Source organism: Methylobacterium sp. GC_Met_3, assembly GCF_026540775.1.
Lineage (GTDB): Bacteria > Pseudomonadota > Alphaproteobacteria > Rhizobiales > Beijerinckiaceae > Methylobacterium.
Genome location: NZ_JALNUL010000007.1, coordinates 61,409 through 80,405 on the forward strand (window position 1 = coordinate 61,409; position 18,997 = coordinate 80,405).

The 18,997-nt window shown below is 69.0% G+C and carries 15 protein-coding genes; 4 read left to right on the forward strand and 11 right to left on the reverse strand.

The window, feature by feature from the left end; translation table 11 throughout:
- Positions 1 to 2 precede the first annotated feature (2 nt).
- From OXS27_RS11870 to OXS27_RS11880, 3 genes are all read right to left on the reverse strand, one after another.
- A complete protein-coding gene (locus OXS27_RS11870) occupies positions 3 to 1,160 on the reverse strand; it encodes a GGDEF domain-containing protein (protein WP_267356381.1) in 1,158 nt (385 codons plus the stop codon).
- A 339-nt stretch (positions 1,161 to 1,499) separates the two neighbouring features.
- Positions 1,500 to 5,570, reverse strand: a complete 4,071-nt coding sequence (locus OXS27_RS11875) for a Pls/PosA family non-ribosomal peptide synthetase (RefSeq protein ID WP_267356382.1) — start codon at positions 5,568 to 5,570, stop codon at positions 1,500 to 1,502.
- A gap of 111 nt (positions 5,571 to 5,681) precedes the next feature.
- Complete coding sequence (locus OXS27_RS11880; RefSeq protein WP_267356383.1) at positions 5,682 to 6,269, reverse strand: histidine phosphatase family protein; 588 nt, start codon at positions 6,267 to 6,269, stop codon at positions 5,682 to 5,684.
- Between the two features lie 97 nt (positions 6,270 to 6,366).
- Between OXS27_RS11880 and OXS27_RS11885 the strand changes: the two genes are divergently transcribed.
- Both OXS27_RS11885 and OXS27_RS11890 read left to right on the forward strand, forming a co-directional pair.
- Positions 6,367 to 7,341 carry a polyphosphate kinase 2 family protein gene (locus OXS27_RS11885; RefSeq protein ID WP_267356384.1) on the forward strand — a complete coding sequence of 325 codons (975 nt, stop codon included), beginning with the start codon at positions 6,367 to 6,369 and terminating at the stop codon, positions 7,339 to 7,341.
- A 15-nt stretch (positions 7,342 to 7,356) separates the two neighbouring features.
- Positions 7,357 to 8,511 carry an AAA family ATPase gene (locus OXS27_RS11890; RefSeq protein ID WP_267356385.1) on the forward strand — a complete coding sequence of 385 codons (1,155 nt, stop codon included), beginning with the start codon at positions 7,357 to 7,359 and terminating at the stop codon, positions 8,509 to 8,511.
- 13 nt (positions 8,512 to 8,524) lie between these two features.
- Here OXS27_RS11890 and fabI read toward each other — a convergent pair whose 3' ends face one another.
- Both fabI and OXS27_RS11900 read right to left on the reverse strand, forming a co-directional pair.
- Entirely contained in the window at positions 8,525 to 9,349 is an 825-nt protein-coding gene (fabI, locus tag OXS27_RS11895; protein WP_267356386.1) for an enoyl-ACP reductase FabI, read from the reverse strand.
- Between the two features lie 85 nt (positions 9,350 to 9,434).
- Positions 9,435 to 10,361 carry a DnaJ C-terminal domain-containing protein gene (locus OXS27_RS11900; RefSeq protein WP_267356387.1) on the reverse strand — a complete coding sequence of 309 codons (927 nt, stop codon included), beginning with the start codon at positions 10,359 to 10,361 and terminating at the stop codon, positions 9,435 to 9,437.
- A gap of 218 nt (positions 10,362 to 10,579) precedes the next feature.
- Between OXS27_RS11900 and OXS27_RS11905 the strand changes: the two genes are divergently transcribed.
- On the forward strand, positions 10,580 to 10,963 hold the full coding sequence (locus OXS27_RS11905) for a VOC family protein (protein ID WP_267356388.1): 384 nt from the start codon (positions 10,580 to 10,582) through the stop codon (positions 10,961 to 10,963).
- Positions 10,964 to 11,068: 105 nt separating this feature from the next.
- Here OXS27_RS11905 and OXS27_RS11910 read toward each other — a convergent pair whose 3' ends face one another.
- Both OXS27_RS11910 and OXS27_RS11915 read right to left on the reverse strand, forming a co-directional pair.
- On the reverse strand, positions 11,069 to 11,827 hold the full coding sequence (locus tag OXS27_RS11910) for a Crp/Fnr family transcriptional regulator (protein ID WP_267356389.1): 759 nt from the start codon (positions 11,825 to 11,827) through the stop codon (positions 11,069 to 11,071).
- 134 nt (positions 11,828 to 11,961) lie between these two features.
- Positions 11,962 to 12,846 carry a glycoside hydrolase family 25 protein gene (locus tag OXS27_RS11915; protein WP_243925685.1) on the reverse strand — a complete coding sequence of 295 codons (885 nt, stop codon included), beginning with the start codon at positions 12,844 to 12,846 and terminating at the stop codon, positions 11,962 to 11,964.
- Between the two features lie 202 nt (positions 12,847 to 13,048).
- On the opposite strand from OXS27_RS11915, the gene OXS27_RS11920 reads away from it, so the two are divergent.
- Positions 13,049 to 13,486 (forward strand): DUF488 domain-containing protein, encoded by a 438-nt coding sequence (locus OXS27_RS11920; RefSeq protein WP_267356390.1) that lies wholly within the window; start codon positions 13,049 to 13,051, stop codon positions 13,484 to 13,486.
- A 424-nt stretch (positions 13,487 to 13,910) separates the two neighbouring features.
- Here the strand turns inward: OXS27_RS11920 and OXS27_RS11925 are convergent, their stop codons facing one another.
- The 4 genes from OXS27_RS11925 to OXS27_RS11940 all read right to left on the reverse strand — a co-directional run bounded on the left by OXS27_RS11925 (position 13,911) and on the right by OXS27_RS11940 (position 18,922).
- A complete protein-coding gene (locus tag OXS27_RS11925) occupies positions 13,911 to 14,300 on the reverse strand; it encodes a catalase (RefSeq protein WP_243925555.1) in 390 nt (129 codons plus the stop codon).
- Between the two features lie 31 nt (positions 14,301 to 14,331).
- Positions 14,332 to 14,541, reverse strand: a complete 210-nt coding sequence (locus OXS27_RS11930) for a hypothetical protein (RefSeq protein WP_267356391.1) — start codon at positions 14,539 to 14,541, stop codon at positions 14,332 to 14,334.
- A gap of 114 nt (positions 14,542 to 14,655) precedes the next feature.
- Positions 14,656 to 15,570 (reverse strand): DNA-binding response regulator, encoded by a 915-nt coding sequence (locus OXS27_RS11935; RefSeq protein ID WP_243925554.1) that lies wholly within the window; start codon positions 15,568 to 15,570, stop codon positions 14,656 to 14,658.
- The gene (locus tag OXS27_RS11940; protein ID WP_267356392.1) at positions 15,563 to 18,922 is read right to left on the reverse strand and encodes an ATP-binding protein; all 3,360 of its coding nucleotides are present in this window, start codon (positions 18,920 to 18,922) and stop codon (positions 15,563 to 15,565) included. The genes OXS27_RS11935 and OXS27_RS11940 overlap by 8 nt, the downstream gene beginning before the upstream one ends.
- Positions 18,923 to 18,997: the final 75 nt, after the last annotated feature.

Here is an 18,997-nt window from a genome sequence, read left to right on the forward strand (position 1 = left end):
GCTCACGCGGCCTGGGCAGCGGCGCCCTCGGCGGCCACGGCCACCCGGTCGCGGCCACCATTCTTGGCGGTATAGAGCGCGGCATCCGCCCGCCGCATCAGCGCGTCGAACCCGATTCCGTCCCGGGTCTGGGCAATGCCGATGCTGACACTGACGCGCAGGTCCGGAAGCTCGGGCACGCGAAGGCCGGCAAAGGCCCGGCGCAGTTCCTCGGCCCGGGCCAGGGCCTCCGCGGCCGAAGCCTCCGGCAGGAAGCAAACGAACTCCTCGCCGCCCAGTCGCCCCAGCAGCGCATGCCGCGGCAGCAAGGACCCGGCCATGGCGCAGAACGCCACCAGGACTGCATCCCCGACCGCGTGGCCGTGGACGTCGTTGACGGCCTTGAACCGGTCGAGATCGAACAGGAGGAGCGCCCCGTCCTCGTCTGCGCCGAGCGCAGCCTCGGCGCCCTCCACGAAGGCGCGGCGGTTGCGCACGCCGGTGAGCGCGTCGGTGGAGGCGGCGATGCGCTGCTCCCGCTCGGCCCGCTCCTTCACGAGCGCCATGACGGTGAAGGCCGAGGCGATCGAGAACAGCATGGTCACGAAGCACAGGATCGCCACCCAGGGCGAAGCCAGCGGGTTCGGCCCGATCAGCGGCGGCGCGAGCAGCGTCGCGGGGATCCGCACGAAGTAGAAGGCCCCGTGCAGGGCCAGGACGGCACCGGCTGCGTACCGGGAGGCGAGCCGCTCCGAGCGGCCGCGCCAGAGCTCCACAGCCGCGGCACCGCAATAGAGGGTGGCGACCGCGGAGGCGTAGACGATGCGCAGCGCGATCGAGGCATAGAAAGCCGGGACGAGACATAGCGCGCACCAGACGAGCGCGCCCGCCAGGGCGAACCCCAGGCTCGGACGACGCTTCTCGAACGCGCGAACGCCGCACCAGATCAGACCGTAGGCGGCCAGCACCACGGCATTGGCCAACCCGATCGAGAGCAGATCCGGGATCTGGCCCCTCAAAGCGAGCCCGGCGCTTCCGGCCGCCCCGACGAGATGCGCCGCGACCCAGAAGGCGAGCGACCGCTCTTCGGGCGCCTGTCGCCATGAGGTCAGGAACAGCGCGCCCACCAGCAAGGCGATCGCAGCACTGACGATCAGCAGGGTGGCGGGATCAAGGTGCACGGCCGACCATCGATCTCCTGCCTGGACGCGGCACATGATGCCGACCGGGCGCGACTGCACACGCGCGCCGACGAATCAGTATATACAGCTATCGTTAGAGATTCATCTACTTCAAAGCGCTATATCGGCGCTGAAATCCGCCGGACCGCGGTAACAGAACGGTTCTCTATTGAACAAAGACGCGGCTGCCGAGCCTCGCTCCTGCCGAGGCGCGGCGAGGTCGGCGATTCGTGGCCCGAGTGCGCGGCTCGGGAGTGCAGGCAGGTTCGGCACGGGCGCGTGCAGCCACGCGGCAGCGTGCCGGACCCGACCGCATCAGGATCGGGTCCGTCTCCGCGTTCAGGCGGCGTGGATCACCGGGACCGCGGGGGCGCCTTCCCACTCGGTGTTGCCGGGGATCGACTCGCCCTTCATCACGATGGTGAGCGGGCGCAGCCGCGCGTAGTCGCCGACCTTGGTGTCGTACAACACCGTCGAGAAGGCGCCGACCGAGACGCCCTTGCCCACGACCACCCGGCCGATCTTCATGATCCGGTCCTCGTAGAGGTGCGTCTGGAGCGCCGAGACCCGGTTGATCGTGGCGTAGTCGCCGATCGTCACGCAGTCGAACTCGGTGATGTCGGTGGTCAGCATGCACACGCCCTGTCCGACCTTCACACCGAACAGGCGCAGCACCCAGGGCAGGAACGGTGTGCCCTGGAGATGCTCCAGCAGTACCTTTCCGGCGAGTCCCCAATAGGCCACCGCGATCGCCTCGGTGCGCATCGCCCACCACGACCACATCGGCTGCATGCCGGGCTTGTAGACGCCCATCAGCAGCCACTTCATCGCGATGACCGCCGAGGACTGGATCAGCGCGATGGCGACGCTCGCCGTGACGAAGCTGATGGCCAGCCCCCACCAATCCTTGTCGAGGATCGCCGGGTAGAAATACCAGTCGATCACCGTGATCGCGAGCGTGATGTAGAGCATCGGCGAGAACGAGGTCGCGAACGCCTCGAATACGCCGCGCCGGACCTTCGGCCACAGCCCCGGCTCGTAGGTCTGGGCGTTGGAGCCGAGATCGACCTTCTGGCGGGCCGGCAGCCGGATCGGCGGCGAGCCGAACCACGTTTCGCCCGGGCTCATGGCCTCGTTGGCCGGCGGCTTCGACTTGATGCCGATCAGCACGTCGTCCGGGATCACCGCGCCCGGCGGAACCACGGCGTCGTTGCCGACGAACACCCGCGCCCCTGTCTTGGTCGGCTCCAGGTGCATCCAGCCGCGCCGGATCTCCTCCTCGCCGTACACCACTTCGTCGGCGACGAAGTTCTTCGCCCCGATATCGGCGAGGTCGTAGCGCCCGCCGAGATTCGTGGAGATCTCGGCGCCGTGGCCCATCCGCGCGCCCATCAGCCGGTACCACGCGCGCATGTAGACGGTGGCGAACAGCGACGAGAGCGTCTCCAGCGTCACCTCGACGGCGAGCGCCAGCGACCATTTCCGCAGATAGAACAGCGAATGAATGGAGTAGGTGCCGGAACTGGTCCGGGGCAGCAGGACCCAGCGGATGCCGGCGATCAGCAGCACCGTGCCGGCGGTCATCAGCATGGCGGTCGGCCACGTGAGGATCGGCAGGTACCAGTGATAATCGACGTCCGTCATGTCGGACAGCGAGTCTGAGATCTGGTCGAAGATGAAGAAGGCCGGGAAGATCGGCAGCAGGCCGACCGCGGGGATCACGGCGAGCAGCAGCGTGTAGGCGGCCATGAAGCCGGCCCGGCGTCGCCAGGAGGCCTCGGCGGGCGCGGGCAGTGCGGCCGGATCCGCCATCCCGACCTTGCGCCCGGGGGACCCGTCCCAGATTTCCGCGGCCCCGACCCGCGAGCCGGTCGGAATCGTGGTGAGGTCGGCGATCTCCGCCTGCGGGCCGATCACGGTGTCGTGGCTGATCACGCAGGAGGTGCCCACCGCCGCGTCGGCGCCGATCGCCACCGGGCCGATGACCAGCTCGTTGCCGACGATCTCGGCGTTAGCAATCACGAGACGCCCGCCCAGTGACGCGCCGTCGCCGATGCTCAGGAGGTCGGGGGCGCCGACTTCGATGTCCGAGATCAGGGTGTCGTGGCCGATCTTCGCGCCCATCAGGCGCAGGTAGATCGCGATGGCCGGCGAGCCCTGGAGCCACTTCACGTGAACGAGGGCCGCCAGCCGCTGCGCCAGCCACCAGCGGAAGTAATACGCCCCCCAGAGCGGATAGCGGCCGGGCTTGGTCCGGCCCAGGATCAACCACTTGCCGGCCACGGCGATCACGGCGGTCACGCCGTTGATCGCCACGTAGACGAGGAGCAACACCCCGAGCTCTGCGAAGAAGCTCAAACCCCCGCCGGTAAGCAGCAGGTAGGTCACGAACATGCCGAGCCACTGCGCGGTGAAAAGCGCGATCACCACGGGCAGCGCGACCAGTTGCGCGAGGCCGCACAGCGCCCGGCGCAGCAGCGGGGGCGGCTCGAAGCTGAGGTCGCGGATTGCAGCCGCTGCGCCCATGCCGCCGGTGCGGGTGATCAGTGCGTCGGCCATCGCCCGCATCGTGCGCAGGGAATAGACGTCCGGCAGGGTGATGCCCGCCAGCGGCGGGTTCTCGCGCACCGCCGAGACGAAGCGGGCGGCCAGTAGCGAATGGCCGCCGAGATCGGCGAAGAAGTCGCCCTCCAGCGGGATGGGCTGGTTGCCGAAGATCTGCTTGGCGGCAGCGACGAGGGCAGCCTCGGTCTCGTTGGCGGGCGGCTCCTGCTCGCCATCGGCCGCCACCACGGTGAGCGGGGCGATCTTCAGAGCCTTGCGATCGACCTTGCCGGAGGTAAGTCGCGGCAGAGTCTCGGTCACCTCGAAATGGCCCGGGACCATGTAGGGCGGCATCTGGCCGGCCAGCGTCTTGCGCAGGGCAGCGGTATCGATGGTCTGTCCACGCTCGGAGATCAGGAAGGCGACCAAACGATCGACGCCGTCATCCTGCCGGAGCACCACGGCGGCCTGGTTGATGTCGGGCACGCTGCGGATCCGCGCCTCGATCTCGCCGAGCTCGACGCGGAAGCCGCGGATCTTCACCTGATCGTCGATCCGGCCGTGGAACACGATCCGCCCGGCGGCATCGAGGGAGACCGCATCGCCCGAGCGGTAGAGCACCGGATCGGTCCCGTCCGACGCGAACGGGTTGGCGATGAATTTTTCAGCCGTCAGCTCGGGCCGCGCGAGGTAGCCGCGGGCGACGCCGGGACCGCCGATCAACAACTCGCCCTGTTGGTCGTAGCCTAGAAGGCCCAGATCCTCGCCCGCCACGTAGACGGAGTAATTCGGGATCGGCCCGCCGATGGTGACCGGCTCGCCGGGCCGCATCTCGGCGGCGGTGGCCACAACCGTCGCCTCGGTCGGCCCATAGGTGTTGAACAGCTGGCGCGTGCCCGTGGCCCAGCGCGCCACCAGCGGCTCCGGCAGGGCTTCGCCGCCCAGCAGCACAAGGCGCACGGTCGGCAGGTCGCCGGAGATCATCGCCAGCAGGGTCGGCACGGTGTCGAGCACCGTGATGCGCTCGGCCTCCAGGATGCCGAGCAGCGATTCCACGTCGCCCATCATCGCGGGGCTTGCCACGAACAGCGTCGCGCCGACGAGGTACGGGACCCAGATCTCCTCCATCGAAAGGTCGAAGGCGACCGAGGCCCCCTGGAACACCACATCGTCGGCGCGCATCCCGTAGAGCGCGTTCCCCGAGCGCAGGAAGTGGCAGATGTTGGCGTGGCTGATGACGATGCCCTTCGGCACGCCGGTCGAGCCGGAGGTGTAGATCAGGTAGGCGGGGTGCTCCGGTGTCAGGCCGAGCGCGCGGAGATCGGGCACTGGCGCATCGGCCGGGGTGGCGGCGTCGAGATCGGCCGGTGTCAGCGCTGGCGCGGCATCGGGCGCGGCCGGCTTGAGCGCCGGCGAGACGAGGAGCGCCTTGGCGGCGGCATCCGTCAGGCACACGCCGACCCGGTCGGCGGGCGCCTCGGCGTCGAAGGGCAGCCAAGCGGCGCCCGACATCGTGATGCCGATCTGCGTCACCAGCAGTTCAGGGCCCCGGGCCATCCAGAGGCCGACCACGTCCCCCGGCCCGATGCCGCGATGGCTTAGCCCGGCGGCAATCCGGCCGGCGCGGGCCGCGACCTCGGCGTAGGTCAAATGTGGATGGACGCCGCCCGCCGCCACGTTCGCCCCGTCCACGAGGCAGGGATGGTCGGGCCGGGACCGGGCCGAGTCCCAAAAAATCTCGGCCAGCACCTCGTCGCGGATCAGGTCGGGCCTTTGCGCGCCCCGCAGGACGGCCGCGCCGGCATCGTGACGTCCGCCGTCCCCGGCAGCCGGTCCGGGCCGGGTCTTCTCGGCGACGTCACTCATCCGCTGCTCCGCTGGCCGGCCGCTGAGGTCGGCGCCTCCCGTGGCAGCCGCCCTATAGCCCACCGATCATGCCGTTATCGAGGCGGCTTTGCACTGCGCCCGCGCACGTGATCAAGCCCAGCGCCAACCACTGCGCTCCAGAATCAACACTTCGCCCTGACGGATGCCGAGCCGGGGCGCGGTGTAGATATCGAGATGCCCGAGCGAAACGAGCGCCGCCCGCGCGACACCGCCATGGGCGACGATGACCGTGTCCCGCTCCAACTCCGTGAGCAGCGGCCCGACACGCTCGACCAAAGCCGCGTAGCTCTCGCCGCCAATACCGGGCGGGCGGTGGTGCCAGCGATCCCGATCGCGGCCTGCGGCGCCGGCCGGATCCCGGCGCCGGATCTCCGCCCAGGTCGAGCCCTCCCAGCTCCCGAAGCTGATCTCGCGCAGCCGCGGATCCGTCCGGTAGGCGTCCGGCGGCAGGCCGAGTTGCGTCCGCAGGATTTCCATGGTCCGCCGGGTCCGCCTGAGCGGGCTGGCCACGAAGTCCGCGTCGGCCAGCCCCGGACCCGCCGCGGCGGCGAGGCGCTCCGCGACGGCGGCGGCTTGGCTCTCCCCATGCGCGTTCAGATCGATGTCGCGGCCACCCTGGAGGCGCCCCTCGGCGTTCCAGTCGGTCTGGCCGTGGCGGATGAAGTAGATGCTGACCAACCGTCTCAATCCCGTCCTGCGCCGGCACTCGGAACGGCTCGGAGCGCCAACCCGTTTTCGCCGACGGTCGGCAACACCCGGAAACAGGTCCTGCCTCATGTCGAAGAAGCACGGCAAGCATCATCGCGGCCAGAAGCACGAGGACGCTGTGACAGACAGCGCCGACCTGCACGGATCGGCCCGACCCTCGACGGCCCGCTGGGCCGGCGCCGTCGCGGACACTGCGCCGACCATGACGGGCGGACATGCTACGGTTTCCGCCCGCGCGGCCCCGGGAATCGTCACGGTCGAGCCGGGTGCGCCCTTCGACCTCCAGTCCGTGGACCCGCGTGCCGATGGCGGCCTCGACAAGGACTGGGCGAAGGACGCGCTGGCGAACGAACGGGCGCGCATCGACGCCCTCCAGGAACGACTTTACGCCGAACGCGCGCGCAGCCTGCTGCTGGTTTTCCAGGCGATCGACACCGGCGGCAAGGACGGGACGATCCGGTCCGTGCTCAAAGGCGTGAACCCGCAGGGCTGCGCCGTCACCTCGTTCAAGGTTCCGTCGAGCGACGAGCGCGATCACGATTTCCTGTGGCGCTATCATGCCCGGACGCCGGCGCGCGGCATGATCGGCGTGTTCAACCGCAGCCACTACGAGGACGTGCTGGTGGTGCGCGTGAAGGGCCTCGTGCCGGATGCGGTCTGGGAGAGCCGCTACGGCCGGATCAACGATTTCGAGCGCCTGCTCGCCGAATCGGGCACGACGATCCTCAAGTTCTTCCTGCACATCTCCAAAGCGGAGCAGAAGAAGCGCCTCGAGGCCCGGATCGCCGATCCGGAGAAGCATTGGAAGTTCGATCCGGCCGATCTGGTTGAGCGCCAATCCTGGGATGCCTATCAGCAGGCCTTCGCGGATGCGCTCACCCGCTGCTCGACGCCCGAGGCCCCGTGGCTGGTGGTGCCGGCCGATCACAAGTGGTTCCGCAACTACGTGATTGCGCGGACCGTCGCGGATACGCTGGAGACGATGGACCCGCGATTCCCGGAGGCCCCAAAGGGCATCGCGGATCTGACGGTCCCGGACTGATACGGGGAAGCACGCATGCTGGTGGTTCGCGACGTCACGGTGTCGGGTTACCGGTCGCTCCGGCAGATCAGATTCCCGGTCGAGGACCTGTCGGTTTTCGTCGGCGGCAACGGTACGGGCAAGACCAACCTCTACAGGGCGCTCGAACTGCTCCAGGCGGCCGCCACAGGCACGCTGACCCGCGACCTCGCCGCGGAGGGCGGGATGGAGTCGGCTCTCTGGGCCGGCCGGCGACGCCGGGGAGAGGCCGCCCGGATCCGCCTAACCGCCACCCTGCGCCATGAAGGGATCGCCCAGGATTTCAGCTACACGGTGGAGATCGGCCTCGTGCAGCAGGCCGGCGGGGCAACCTACGGCGCGGCTTTCCAGCACGAGCCACAGGTGAAGGCCGAGCGCCTGACGCTCCGGACCCGCGGCCGCGCGGCGGTGATCCTCGACCGCGACGGGCGCACCGGTTTCGTTCGCGACGGGGACGGCCGCAAGCGCTCCCTCGGCGAGGACTTGCTCCCGACCGAGACGGCGCTCGGCAGCCTCCTCGGCGCGACGGACCATCCGGAGATCGCCCTGGTCCGCATCGCCCTGACGGCGTGGCGCTTCCACCATGATTTCCGGACGGACGCCGACTCACCTCTGCGCCGACCCTGCCTCGCGGTTACGACGCCGACGCTCGCCTCGGACGGCTCCGACCTCGCGGCCGTCTTCGCTACCCTGGCGCATATCCGGCAGGACACCACCGAGATCGACGCGGCGGTCGATGCCGCATTTCCGGACGCACGTCTGGTGGTGCCGGTGCCCGGCCGCCACGCAAGCTTCGGCCTGCGCGTCCCCGATTTTCCCGCCCGGATCTTCGACCCGCCCGAATTATCGGACGGGACCCTGCGCTATCTGGCAGCGGCCGGCGCGCTGCTCGGCTACCGCCTGCCGCCGTTCATCGCGCTGAACGAACCCGAGACGAGCCTGCATCCCGATCTGATGGATCCGCTGGCACGACTGATCGCCCAGGCGTCGCGGCGCACGCAAGTCTGGCTGGTGACGCATTCCGAGCGGCTGGCGGCCAGAATCGCGGCGCATGGCGGCGCCCAGCCCCATATCGTCGTCAAGCGCGACGGCGAGACCTGGATCGACGGGCTGACGCTGACGGGAGCGTTCGCCGAAGCGGAGGAGGATTGAGCGCGCCGCGCTCTCAATCCTTGTCGAGCGTCAGATCCGGCGCATCCGGGTTCTTCATGCCGACGACGTGGTAGCCGGCATCCACGTGCAGGATCTCGCCGGTCATGCCGGCCGACATGTCGGAGACCAGATAAGCCGCCGTCTCGCCGACCTCGCCGATGGTCACGGTCCGCCGCAGGGGCGAATTGTACTCGTTCCACTTGAGGATGTAGCGGAAGTCGCCGATCCCCGAGGCCGCGAGGGTCTTGATCGGGCCGGCCGAGATCGCGTTGACGCGGATGTTCTTCGGGCCGAGATCGGCCGCGAGGTAGCGCACCGAAGCTTCCAAAGCCGCCTTGGCGACGCCCATGACGTTGTAGTGCGGCATCCACTTCTCGGCGCCGTAATAGGTCAGCGTCACGAGCGAGCCGCCCGGCCGCATGATCTTTTCCGCGCGCTGGGCCACCGCGGTGAACGAGTAGCACGAGACGAGGAGCGACTTGGTGAAGTTGTCCTCCGAGGTCTCGATGTAGCGGCCGGTCAGCTCGTCCTTGTCGGAAAAGGCGATGCAGTGGACCACGAAATCGATGCCCTCGGGAAAGACCCGTGCGGCTTGCTCGAACACGGCATCGATCGTGGACGAGTCGGTGACGTCGCAATGGCCGATGACGTGGGCGTCGAGTTCCTTGGCCAGCGGCTCGACACGCTTGCGCAGGGCGTCCCCCTGATAGGTGAAGGCCAGTTCCGCCCCGTGAGCGCGGGCGCTGCGGGCGATGCCCCAGGCGATCGAGCGGTTGTTGGCGACGCCCAGGACGATGCCCCGCTTGCCCGCCAGAAGGCCCTGCTCGTGTTCCGCCATGATCGATCCCGAAGCCGCGCGGCCCATCACGGAGCCGGGGGGCCTCCTTAGCGGAGGCCGCCGGGCGACGGAAGTCCGGCCCGCCTCACGCAGCCTTTGCGCCGCGACGTGACCGGGCGAATTCCATCAAGGCCGCATCCTCGCCCTCGGGCAGCACGATGGCCGTGGTGGCGAACAGGTCGCCGGCGCTCCCGTCCTTGCGCGGCAGACCCTTGCCGCGCAGGCGGAAGGTGCGGCCCGAACTCGTCATCGACGGGATCCGCATCTCGACGGCGCCGGTCAGCGTCGGCACGCGAATCGTGCCGCCGAGCACGGCATCCTCGAGGGCCACGTCGACGGTGGTGCGGAGGTCCGACCCGTCCACGGTGAAGTGCGGATGCGGCCGGATCCGGATGGTCAGCAGCGCGTCACCCGGCTCGCCGCGCGGTCCCGCACTCTGGCCAAGGCCGCGCAGCCGGATGGTCTGGCCGTCGACCATGCCCCGCGGGATGACCACGTCCACCTCCCGCCCGGTGGGCAGGTAGAGGCGCAGCTTCTCCTCGCTGGCGACCTGCTCGAGCGTCACCGCCAGTTCGGCGGCAACGTCATCGCCCTTGGGCGTTCCGCGCTGGCCGCCGGGGCCGGCGCCGCCTGCGCGAAACGCCTCGCCGAAGATGTGCGAGAAGATGTCCTCGCCCATTCCGCCCGCCATGCCACCGCCCATGCCGCCCTGGCGGCTGCGGGCCATGCCCTCGAAATCGAATCCGCCGCCCCGTCCACCGCCGAACCCTTCGAAACCGGTTGCGCGCGGCTTGCCGTCGGCATCGATCTCGCCGCGGTCGAACTGCTTACGCTTCTCGGCGTCGCCCAGGATCTCGTAGGCCGAGTTCGCCTCGGCGAACCGGTCCTTGGCCTTCACGTCGTTCTTGTTGCGGTCGGGGTGGAAGTCCTTGGCGAGCTTGCGATAGGCCTTCTTGATGTCGGCCTCGCTCGCCCCCTTGGCCACGCCCAGCACGTCGTAGGGATTGCGCATGGAACTCTTGGCTATGCGGTGTGGGAATTCCACCCGGATGTGGGAAGGCTGTTGCATACCTGCAACGTTGCTGGCGGCGAAAGTCTGCGGGTTCGCACGGGACGTCAAGCGGTGCCCCTCGCCGCGGAGGCAGAAGGTGCATAACGTCGCCACCCTGCCGGGTCGAAGGCTGCACGACAGCCGGTCCCGAGGCCGAATCGCGAGGAATTGAGGCCCCGATGCACTACGCCTGCGACCACATCCATCTGCGCAGCCGCGACGCGGTGCGGGCTGCGACGTTCTATGTCGAGACGTTCGGGGCCCGGGAGGTGAAGCGCATCGGCGGCGATCCGGTGCAGCGGGTCGTCCTCGATCTCGGCGGGCTGACCGTGTTCATCGAGCAGGCCCCGGCCGAGACCGCACCGGCCGGGCCGACGCCCTGCCTCGGCCTCGAGCATGTCGGGTTGCGCGTTGACGATCTCGAAGTTGCGATGGCCGATCTCGAAGCGCGCGGCGTTCCGATCCGCACCGGGATCACGGAGCGCGGACCGGGCCTGCGCATCGCCTTCGTGGAGGGTCCGGACGGGGCGCTGATCGAGATTTTGGAGCGCAAGGCGGCCTGAAGCGGGCGCATAAGAGCCCGTACGGAACGGGGAGTTCCTCGTGCCTTCCGAGCCGGCCGGAACGGAATTGTCGCCGACCGTGCTGTGGCGCGATCGGCAGCCTCCCTAGCCGTCCGCCGCTGCCATAGCTGTGCGGCTCGCCGGGCCGTACACCGTCCCCAGCACCGTCTCGCAGCGGATCCGCAGACGGGCGTGGCACTCGCAGGCACTGGCCGAGACGGCGTCACGGTCGAGGACGGTGATCCGCCCGCGCCCGACCCGGATCAGGCCCTGGTCCTGAAGCACCCGCAGGATGCGGGTCAGATAGGTGCGCTGGACCCCGAGCATCGCGGCCAGAAGCTCGTGGGTGACCGGGAGCGTATCGCCCTCGATCCGGTCCTGAATCGTCAGTAGCCAGCGGAGGCAGCGCTGCTCGATCGGGTGGAGCGCGTTGCAGGCCGCGGTCTGCAGCAACTGCGCCACGAAGCAATCGGCATAGCGCATGAACAGATCATGCAACGAAGCGGATCGGCCGGCCGCTTCCTGCAGCCGGTCGGCTTCGAGGCGCAGCACCGAACCGCCGATCTGCACCATCCCCTTGGCGAAGGCCGGTACGCGCCCCCCGCCGACGACCGCGCCCGCGGCCCCATCATGGCCGATGGTTGCGGTCTCGGCGGTCCGCCCGTCCCGGGTGGTCACGACCAGCGCGAGAATCGTATCGCGGCAGGGGAAGATGACGTGCGTGACCGCCGCACCGGCCTCGAAAGCCGTCTCACCGCGGGCGTAGGTGGTGCGCTCCAGATGTGGCGCGATCAGCGCCCGATCCGGGTCCGAGAGCGCATCCAGGAGCAGATTGCCCGTGGGGCCGGAACTTTCGATTGGCATCTGGCTGGGGACAATCTAAGATCCGTAGCTCCCGAAAGAATTCTCTCAGGTGCGCCCAGTCTTGACCGGGCTCCCACGCATAGCCCTCGCTGCCCGACGCTGAACTAACTTATATTGGCAATCACTCAGCGACGTTATTTGTCGGTGCAAAGTCCCTGTTCAGACAGGCGCTTATGCTCCCGAGGATCGCAATCCGTCGTCAGGAACGAAGCCCAATCCGACGGCGTACCGTAGAAAGCGTTACGGTCGACGTCGCCCCGCACGCCCGGGACACGGCCGGTAGACGTGAACTGCCAGAGCATCCATTTGCGATTGACGAACCGCTGCTCCGGCTCCGCCGCGGTGGAGCGCAACCAGTGCGGGTAGTCGGGCAGTTCGCCCTCCAGCACATCCTTGTGGAAGGTGATGTCGGTGTAGATGATCGGGCGCTTGCCGGTATAGCGCTCCATCTCTTCCAGCATCTCGGTGACCATCGCCAGGGCCTGCGCCCGCGGCAGCTTCTTCGGGCAGGTCTGGGAATGGCCGTTCCACTCGACGTCCAGTACCGGCGGGAGGGCGGTGGGATCGTTCGGGACGTTCCGCTTGAACCAGTCCATCTGCTCCCGGGCCGAGCGGCACCAGAACACGAAGTGGTAGGCGCCGCGCGGCACTCCGGCCCGAGCCGCGCCGTCCCAGTTGGTGCGGAACCGCTCGTCGACGTGGTCGCCGCCCTCGGTCGCCTTGATGAAGGCGAACTGCGTGCCGGAGGCCCGGACCGAAGCCCAGTCGACGTTGCCCTGCCACTTGGAGATGTCGATGCCCTGAATCGGGTGGAGCTTGGCCTTGGCCACACCGGGATGGGGCTTGGCATCGCCCTTGGTCGGATAGAAGTCGTTGTTCGACGCGCAGGCCGCCAACCCGGCGAGGATCGCCACCGCGGCGAACCGGCCGGCGAGCCGGCGGACCGCCCTGAGGCGCCCCGTCACGCCGTGCGCGTCGCCGAGGAAGGAAGTGCGCGAGAGCTGAGCAATTCGCGACATCAGTGTTGAGCCCGCCACCGAAGAAGCGCCAAAGACAGGCGTAATCGATGGCCCCAGCGCAGTTAACGGACCTTTGCGATCATTGCGGCGGAATTCCGAGACGCGTTGCATTGCCGTGACATACGCAGGGGATCCAGCGGTGTTGCACAGGATGACGCCCGGCTAAGTGCCGGGTTCACAAAGCGAGTTCGGTCACACCGCCGTGAGCAAGCAAATCTTCACCATAGGGTACGAAGGCCTGGATTCGGAGCAACTCGGCGGCATCCTGCGCGATGCCGGGGTCGGCATGCTGGCAGATGTCCGGGCAGTGGCGAATTCGCGCAAGCGTGGGTTCTCGAAGGGTGTGCTCGCGGCATCGCTGCAGGAGGCCGGCCTAGGCTATGCCCACCTGCGCAGCCTCGGCACTCCGAAATCCGGCCGGCAGGCGGCCCGGGCGGGGGATGCGGCGCTGCTGCGTCGGATCTACTGCGATGAGGTGCTCGACACCGCCGCCGGGCAGACGGCCCTCGACGACCTGTCGGCGATGGCCGAGGCGGCACCGCTCTGCCTGCTGTGCTTCGAACGCGACCCGTCCGTCTGCCACCGGCGCATCCTGTCGGAGCGGCTCACCGCGCGGGGATTTGCGGTGCGGGATCTCTGAAAGGTTGTTTCAGACAGCAGAAGACAGCAATCCGGATCAGACGCGTTGGCGGCCTCGCCTGCACTCTCGAAGGATATGGGTCCACTTTCCTGCACAGTGCTGCAGGGTCACAAAGCGGATGTGAAATCGACGTTGGTCATGAGGTCCGGCTGTCCAAACCTCCCATGCGACCGCCCTTTCACCTTTGCGCTTGCGGATTCACGCATCGGGTCTGGCTATATCGGTTCAGGGTCAAGCGCGGGTCCCCTCTCCCGTGCGGGAGAGGGGGCCTGTCGCGCTCCGCCGCCGGGGTCGGTGACCGCTGGAGATCTGTGAACGTCGTAGCCTCTTTGCGGTCGAGGGAGCGCGCGTGTCGCGGCCGGACTGCGATCTGTGACTATAATAGCTGCCGTAAAGGGAGATCCAAAGCGGTGCGTGCCCGCTCTCACGCCGAGAAGCGCGAATCCACCGAAGACCCGTGCGATGGTTGCAGGCGTGCGCCGATCGCGCCGGCGAGCCTTCGGAGCGGGCGCAGGGCCGCGCCGAGGCGCGATGGCGGGGCGATGCGCCGCGTCCGCCGATCCGAATCGGCCACCGGCTCGACCGGCATGTATAGCGCGTCGAAGAACGGGATCTCCAGGAGCGTCGAACCGGCGGCGTCGGTGATCACCATGGTGGCTGCGAGCAGCCGCGGATCGCCGCCGTGCTGGCGCATCAGGCCCTGCACGACGGTGCGGGCAGCGGCCCGGGCGGCCTCCGTGTCGGCGACCCATTGCACGGCCGAGGCCGGCAGCGAGGATTGCCCGAAACGAATCGTGAAATGAGCGTGGATCATGGGGGTTCCCGGAGAGGGACGAATCTGCGCGTCAGGCCGCCTGCGCGCCTTCGGCGGGCTCGGTGACCTCGGCGGCCGGTTTCGGATCGAAGGCCTCAGCCAGGAGTTCGAGGCGGCGGGCCATGTCGCGCACCTCGTTCAGCGCGATCGACTTCTGGCCTTCCTTGACCGCCCGGGTGATGTCGCTGACCTGCGTGGTGGCGATCCGCTTCAGTTCCTCGGCGAGTTGCTGGCAGGTCATCATCGCATCCGGCTCGGCTGGTCGATCTGAGCGGGGACCCTGCCGCGCCCGCGCTTACCAAGGCGTTTCGCCGGGGCGCGACGCCTGTGGACAAGATGGGGATCACGGCACCGCTCAATCCTGAAGATGGCGGGCCGCGATGATCGAGGCCGCAGTCCGGTTCTCCACGCCGAGCTTGGCGTAAATGCCTTCGAGATGCTTGGTGACGGTCCGGTGGCTCAACCCCAGGATCTCACCGATATCGCGGCTCGATTTGCCGCGCGCGAGCCAGAGGAGCACCTCCGCCTCCCTGCCGGTGATCGGCAGGCGCGCCCGAAGCCGCTCGACCCCCAGGGCGGGCTCCTCCCGCGACAGCCGGAGCAGGACCTCGTCCGGCGTGCGGCCGATGAAGCTCAGGGCGATCGCCGCCCCGTCGCGATCGGTCAACGTCAAGGGCGCGGCCACCCCGTCGAGGCAGCCCCGCAGCCAGTCGCGGGCCCGCAGGGGCAGGACGAAGACGCCCGAGGGATCGGCGACGAGACCGGCGAGCAGCCGCCCGGCCTGCGGCGTCGACCACAGCACGGTCCCGTTCTCCGCAACGGCGAACAGCGTCCGACCCGCGGTGTCGAGGGCCGCCCGGGCGCTCTGCGCGGCGCGGGCGCTCGCCAGATGCACCCGGATCCGGGCCAGGATTTCGTCCGGGGCGATCGGCTTGGTGACGTAGTCGATCCCGCCCGCGCTCAAGCCCTGCACGATGTGCTCGGTCTCGCTCAAACCCGTCATGAAGATCACCGGCACGCCCGCGAGTTGCGGCTTGGCCTTGAGCCGGCGGCAGGTCTCGAACCCGTCGAGACCCGGCATCACGGCATCGAGCAGGATCACGTCGGGGGTGATCTCGTCCACCAGCGCCAGGGCGAGGTCGCCGCCCACCGCGACAAGCACAGTAGCGCCCGACCGTTCGATCGCCTCGGTGAGGAAGCTCAACGTGTCCGGGGAATCGTCGACCACCAGGACAACGTCCCGGTTTGCCCGGCTCGGCGCCTCAGCCATTGCGGGCGAGCCCCTGCAGCACCGACAGGTAGCGGCGCAGGTCGTAGCCCTCCACCAGCCCGCGCATCTGCGCCACGAAGGCCGGGGGTGCCGACGCCTCCGCCTCCATTCGGCTCAAGGTCGCCTCGATGGCCCGGATATGGCCGATCCGCCCGAGGCGCAGCAATTCGCCGATCTGCTCCGGCCCGGGTGACTCCAGGGTCACGATGGGCTCGCGCGGAAGGGCGGCCGCGCCGGTCCATTCCAGCCGCAGCAATTTACCGACGCGCTCCATCACGTCGCGCAGGTCGAAGGGCTTGGCGAAGATCGCATCGTGGGGCGCGTCGTCGCCGCGCACTGGGCTGATCTCGTGGACGTTGGCCGACATCATGGCGATAGGGCAGGCATGGCCTGCGGCCCGCAGGGCCGCGGCGACCGCCCAGCCGCTCATCCCCGGCATGGCGATGTCGAGCAGGATCAGGTCGATCCCCCCGGCCGCGACCGCCGCCAGGCATTCTGGCCCGGAGCCGGCCTCCAGGACTGCGATCCCGTGCGGCTCCAGGATCGCGCGCATCAGGGCGCGGTGCGCACTGTCGTCGTCGGCCACGAGGACGGTTCGGCGGGCGCCCGCATAGGCCTGCTCCGGCGGCTCGGCGGGGGCGGGCAGGATGATCGGCATGGGCTCGGCCACCGAGGCGAGCATCAGCCGCAGCCGCGCCTGTGTGCCGCCGCCGGGCGCCGCCGCGATGGTGATCTCGCCGCCCAGCAGCTGCGCCAGCAGGTTGGCGATGGTCAGCCCCAAACCCGTCCCCGGCGTGCTGCGGGCGGCTGGCGTCGAGCCGCGCTCGAACGGCTCGAAGATCCGCGCCAGATCGGTCTCCGGGATGCCGGGGCCGGTATCGCGGATCGTGAACACGGCGATCTGGCTGCGATAGCTCAGGTCCAGCGAGACCCTGCCGGCCTCGGTGAACTTGATGGCGTTCGACAGGAGGTTGAGCAGCACCTGACGCAGGCGCTTCTCGTCCGTGGCGACGACGGCCGGCAGGATCTCGGGCCGCGCGAAACGGAACTCAAGCCCGGCCTCCCGGGCCTGGAGGCGGACCATGTCGACGAGCTGATCGAGGAAGTCGGCGAGCCGGACCTCGTCGCGGTGGATCTGGAGGCGCCCGGCTTCCATGCGGGAGATGTCGAGGAGGCCGTCGATCAGGCCGGACAGGTGCTGGCCGCTGCGCCGGATCACCCGGATCGCATTGAGCCGATGGGCCGGAATCGCGGGATCGGATTCGAGGAGCTGGGCATAGCCCAGCACGGTGGAGAGCGGCGTGCGCAGCTCATGGCTGATCCCGATGACGTAGCGGCTCTTGGCCTGGTTGGCGGCTTCCGCCCGCTCCTTGGCCTCCTGCAGCTTGGCGTCGGTGACCTTGTGGGCGGCGATCTCGGCTTCGTAGAGGGCGGTCTGGCGCATGGTCTCGGCCTGCGCGACGCCACGGCTTTCCTGCGCGAGCACGAACAGCCACGCCACCACGCCGAGGATCACCACCAGGGTGAAGAACACGCTGGTCAGCGCGGCGCGCAGGAACGCCCGGTGCTCCGGATGCGCGATCGTCGCGCTCGCATGGACGATACCGAGGATCAGGCCGATCACCGCGCAGAGCGTCAGCATCACCGCGAGGTAGCGGCCGAGCGGCGCGCCGATCCAGGCAGCGGTACGGCCGGGCAGGATCCGGGCAACGGCCGCCTGCGCTTGCACCTCCAGCCGGCCATGCGGCTTACACAGGTCGCCGCAGCGGGCATCGAGCGAGCAGCACAGGGAGCAGATCGGCGCGTCATAGGCCGGGCAATGGGCCATGTCCTCGCCCTCGAAGGGCAGTTCGCAGACCCGGCAGACCACTTCCGACGAAGGCCAGTCGGTCTGCGGCGTGCGGGCGAGATACCAGCGACCCGCCGTGGCCCACGCGATCGCCGGGGCGGCGGCGAAGGCCATCGCGAGCGTGAGCAGCGGTGCGAAGGGCTGGAGCGTTTGGCCGAGGAGACCGGTATAGGCGAGCCCGCCGCATGACAGCGCCAGCACCATCGCACCGGTGCCCACGGGGTTCACCGCGTAGAGATGCGCCCGTTTGAATTCGATGCCGGGCGGCGAGAGCCCGAGCGGCTTGTTCACCGCAAGGTCGGCGGCGAGAGCCCCGACCCAGGCCGAGACCACCGCGGCATAGAGCGGCAGCGTGCTCTCGATCGTCTTGTCGATCCCGAGTTCCATCAGCAGCAGCGCGATGGCGACGTTGAAGACCAGCCACACCACCCGCCCAGGATGGCTATGGGTCAGCCGCGAGAAGAAGTTCGACCACGCGATCGAGCCGGCATAGGCGTTGGTCAGGTTGATCTTGAGCTGCGAGACCAGCACGAACAGTCCGGTCAGCAGCAGCGCCGCCCGGCTCCCCTCCCCGGTCAGGTAGCCGAAGGCGATTGCGTACATGCGGGTCGGCTCGGCGGCGTGCTCGGGCGGTACGCCGTGGCCGAGCGCGAGCACCGCCAGCGCGGCGCCCAGCAGGATCTTGAGCATCCCCGGCAGGATCCAGCCGGCACCGCCGGAGAGCACCGCGAGCCACCAGCGACGATCGCGCCGATCCTTCGGTTCGGGGACAAATCGCAAAAAGTCGACCTGCTCGCCGACCTGCGCGAGGAGCGCCAGCAGGACGCCGGTGGCGAGCCCGAACCGGGCGAGATCGAAGCCGACAGCGCCGTCGAGGCCCGGGAAGCGCACGAGTGCGCGCAGCGGCTCCGCCCCCTGCGCGGCCACAAACACGAGCGGCAGCAGGCTGAGGGCGATCCAGAGCGGCTGCGACCAGATCTGGAACCGGCTGATCAGGCGGATCCCGTAGACCACCAGGGGAATCACGGCGCCCGCGCAGAGCAGGTAGCCGATACCGAGGGGCAGCCCGAAGCAGAGCTGCATTGCCAGCGCCATGATCGCCGCCTCGATGGCGAAGAACAGGAACGTGAAGCTCGCGTAGATCAGCGACGTGACGGTCGAGCCGAGATAGCCGAACCCGGCACCGCGGGTCAGCAGATCCATGTCGACGCCGTAGCGTGCGGCGTAGACCGTGATGGGAACAGCCGTGGCGAAGATGATCAGGCCGACGAGCAGCACCGCCGCAAGCGTGTTGGGGAAGCCCGCAGTCAGCGCGAGCGTGCCGCCGATCGCCTCCAGCGCCAGGAAGGAGACCGAGCCCAGCGCCGTCTGCGCCACCTCGAACCCGGTCCAGCGCCGCGCCTTCTTGGCGGTGAAGCGCAGCGCATAATCTTCCAGGGTCTCGTCGGCGACGAAGCGGTTGTAATCCCGACGGATCGGGATGATGCGCTGCACACCGGTCATGGCGCCGCGAACCCGCGCGCGCGCGAACACCCCCGTATTCGGGCGGCACTCATGTCGCTCGCGCCCAAGACCGGC

What these genes read in the sequence shown, in the direction of transcription:
- OXS27_RS11915 (WP_243925685.1), bottom strand. Translation starts at nt 12,846, where the DNA reads ATGTCGCGAATTGCTCAGCTCTCGCGCACTTCCTTCCTCGGCGACGCG.
- OXS27_RS11890 (WP_267356385.1), top strand. Translation starts at nt 7,357, where the DNA reads ATGCTGGTGGTTCGCGACGTCACGGTGTCGGGTTACCGGTCGCTCCGG.
- OXS27_RS11925 (WP_243925555.1), bottom strand. Translation starts at nt 14,300, where the DNA reads ATGATCCACGCTCATTTCACGATTCGTTTCGGGCAATCCTCGCTGCCG.
- OXS27_RS11900 (WP_267356387.1), bottom strand. Translation starts at nt 10,361, where the DNA reads ATGCGCAATCCCTACGACGTGCTGGGCGTGGCCAAGGGGGCGAGCGAG.
- OXS27_RS11935 (WP_243925554.1), bottom strand. Translation starts at nt 15,570, where the DNA reads ATGGCTGAGGCGCCGAGCCGGGCAAACCGGGACGTTGTCCTGGTGGTC.
- OXS27_RS11940 (WP_267356392.1), bottom strand. Translation starts at nt 18,922, where the DNA reads ATGACCGGTGTGCAGCGCATCATCCCGATCCGTCGGGATTACAACCGC.
- fabI (WP_267356386.1), bottom strand. Translation starts at nt 9,349, where the DNA reads ATGGCGGAACACGAGCAGGGCCTTCTGGCGGGCAAGCGGGGCATCGTC.
- OXS27_RS11875 (WP_267356382.1), bottom strand. Translation starts at nt 5,570, where the DNA reads ATGAGTGACGTCGCCGAGAAGACCCGGCCCGGACCGGCTGCCGGGGAC.
- OXS27_RS11910 (WP_267356389.1), bottom strand. Translation starts at nt 11,827, where the DNA reads ATGCCAATCGAAAGTTCCGGCCCCACGGGCAATCTGCTCCTGGATGCG.
- OXS27_RS11905 (WP_267356388.1), top strand. Translation starts at nt 10,580, where the DNA reads ATGCACTACGCCTGCGACCACATCCATCTGCGCAGCCGCGACGCGGTG.
- OXS27_RS11930 (WP_267356391.1), bottom strand. Translation starts at nt 14,541, where the DNA reads ATGACCTGCCAGCAACTCGCCGAGGAACTGAAGCGGATCGCCACCACG.
- OXS27_RS11885 (WP_267356384.1), top strand. Translation starts at nt 6,367, where the DNA reads ATGTCGAAGAAGCACGGCAAGCATCATCGCGGCCAGAAGCACGAGGAC.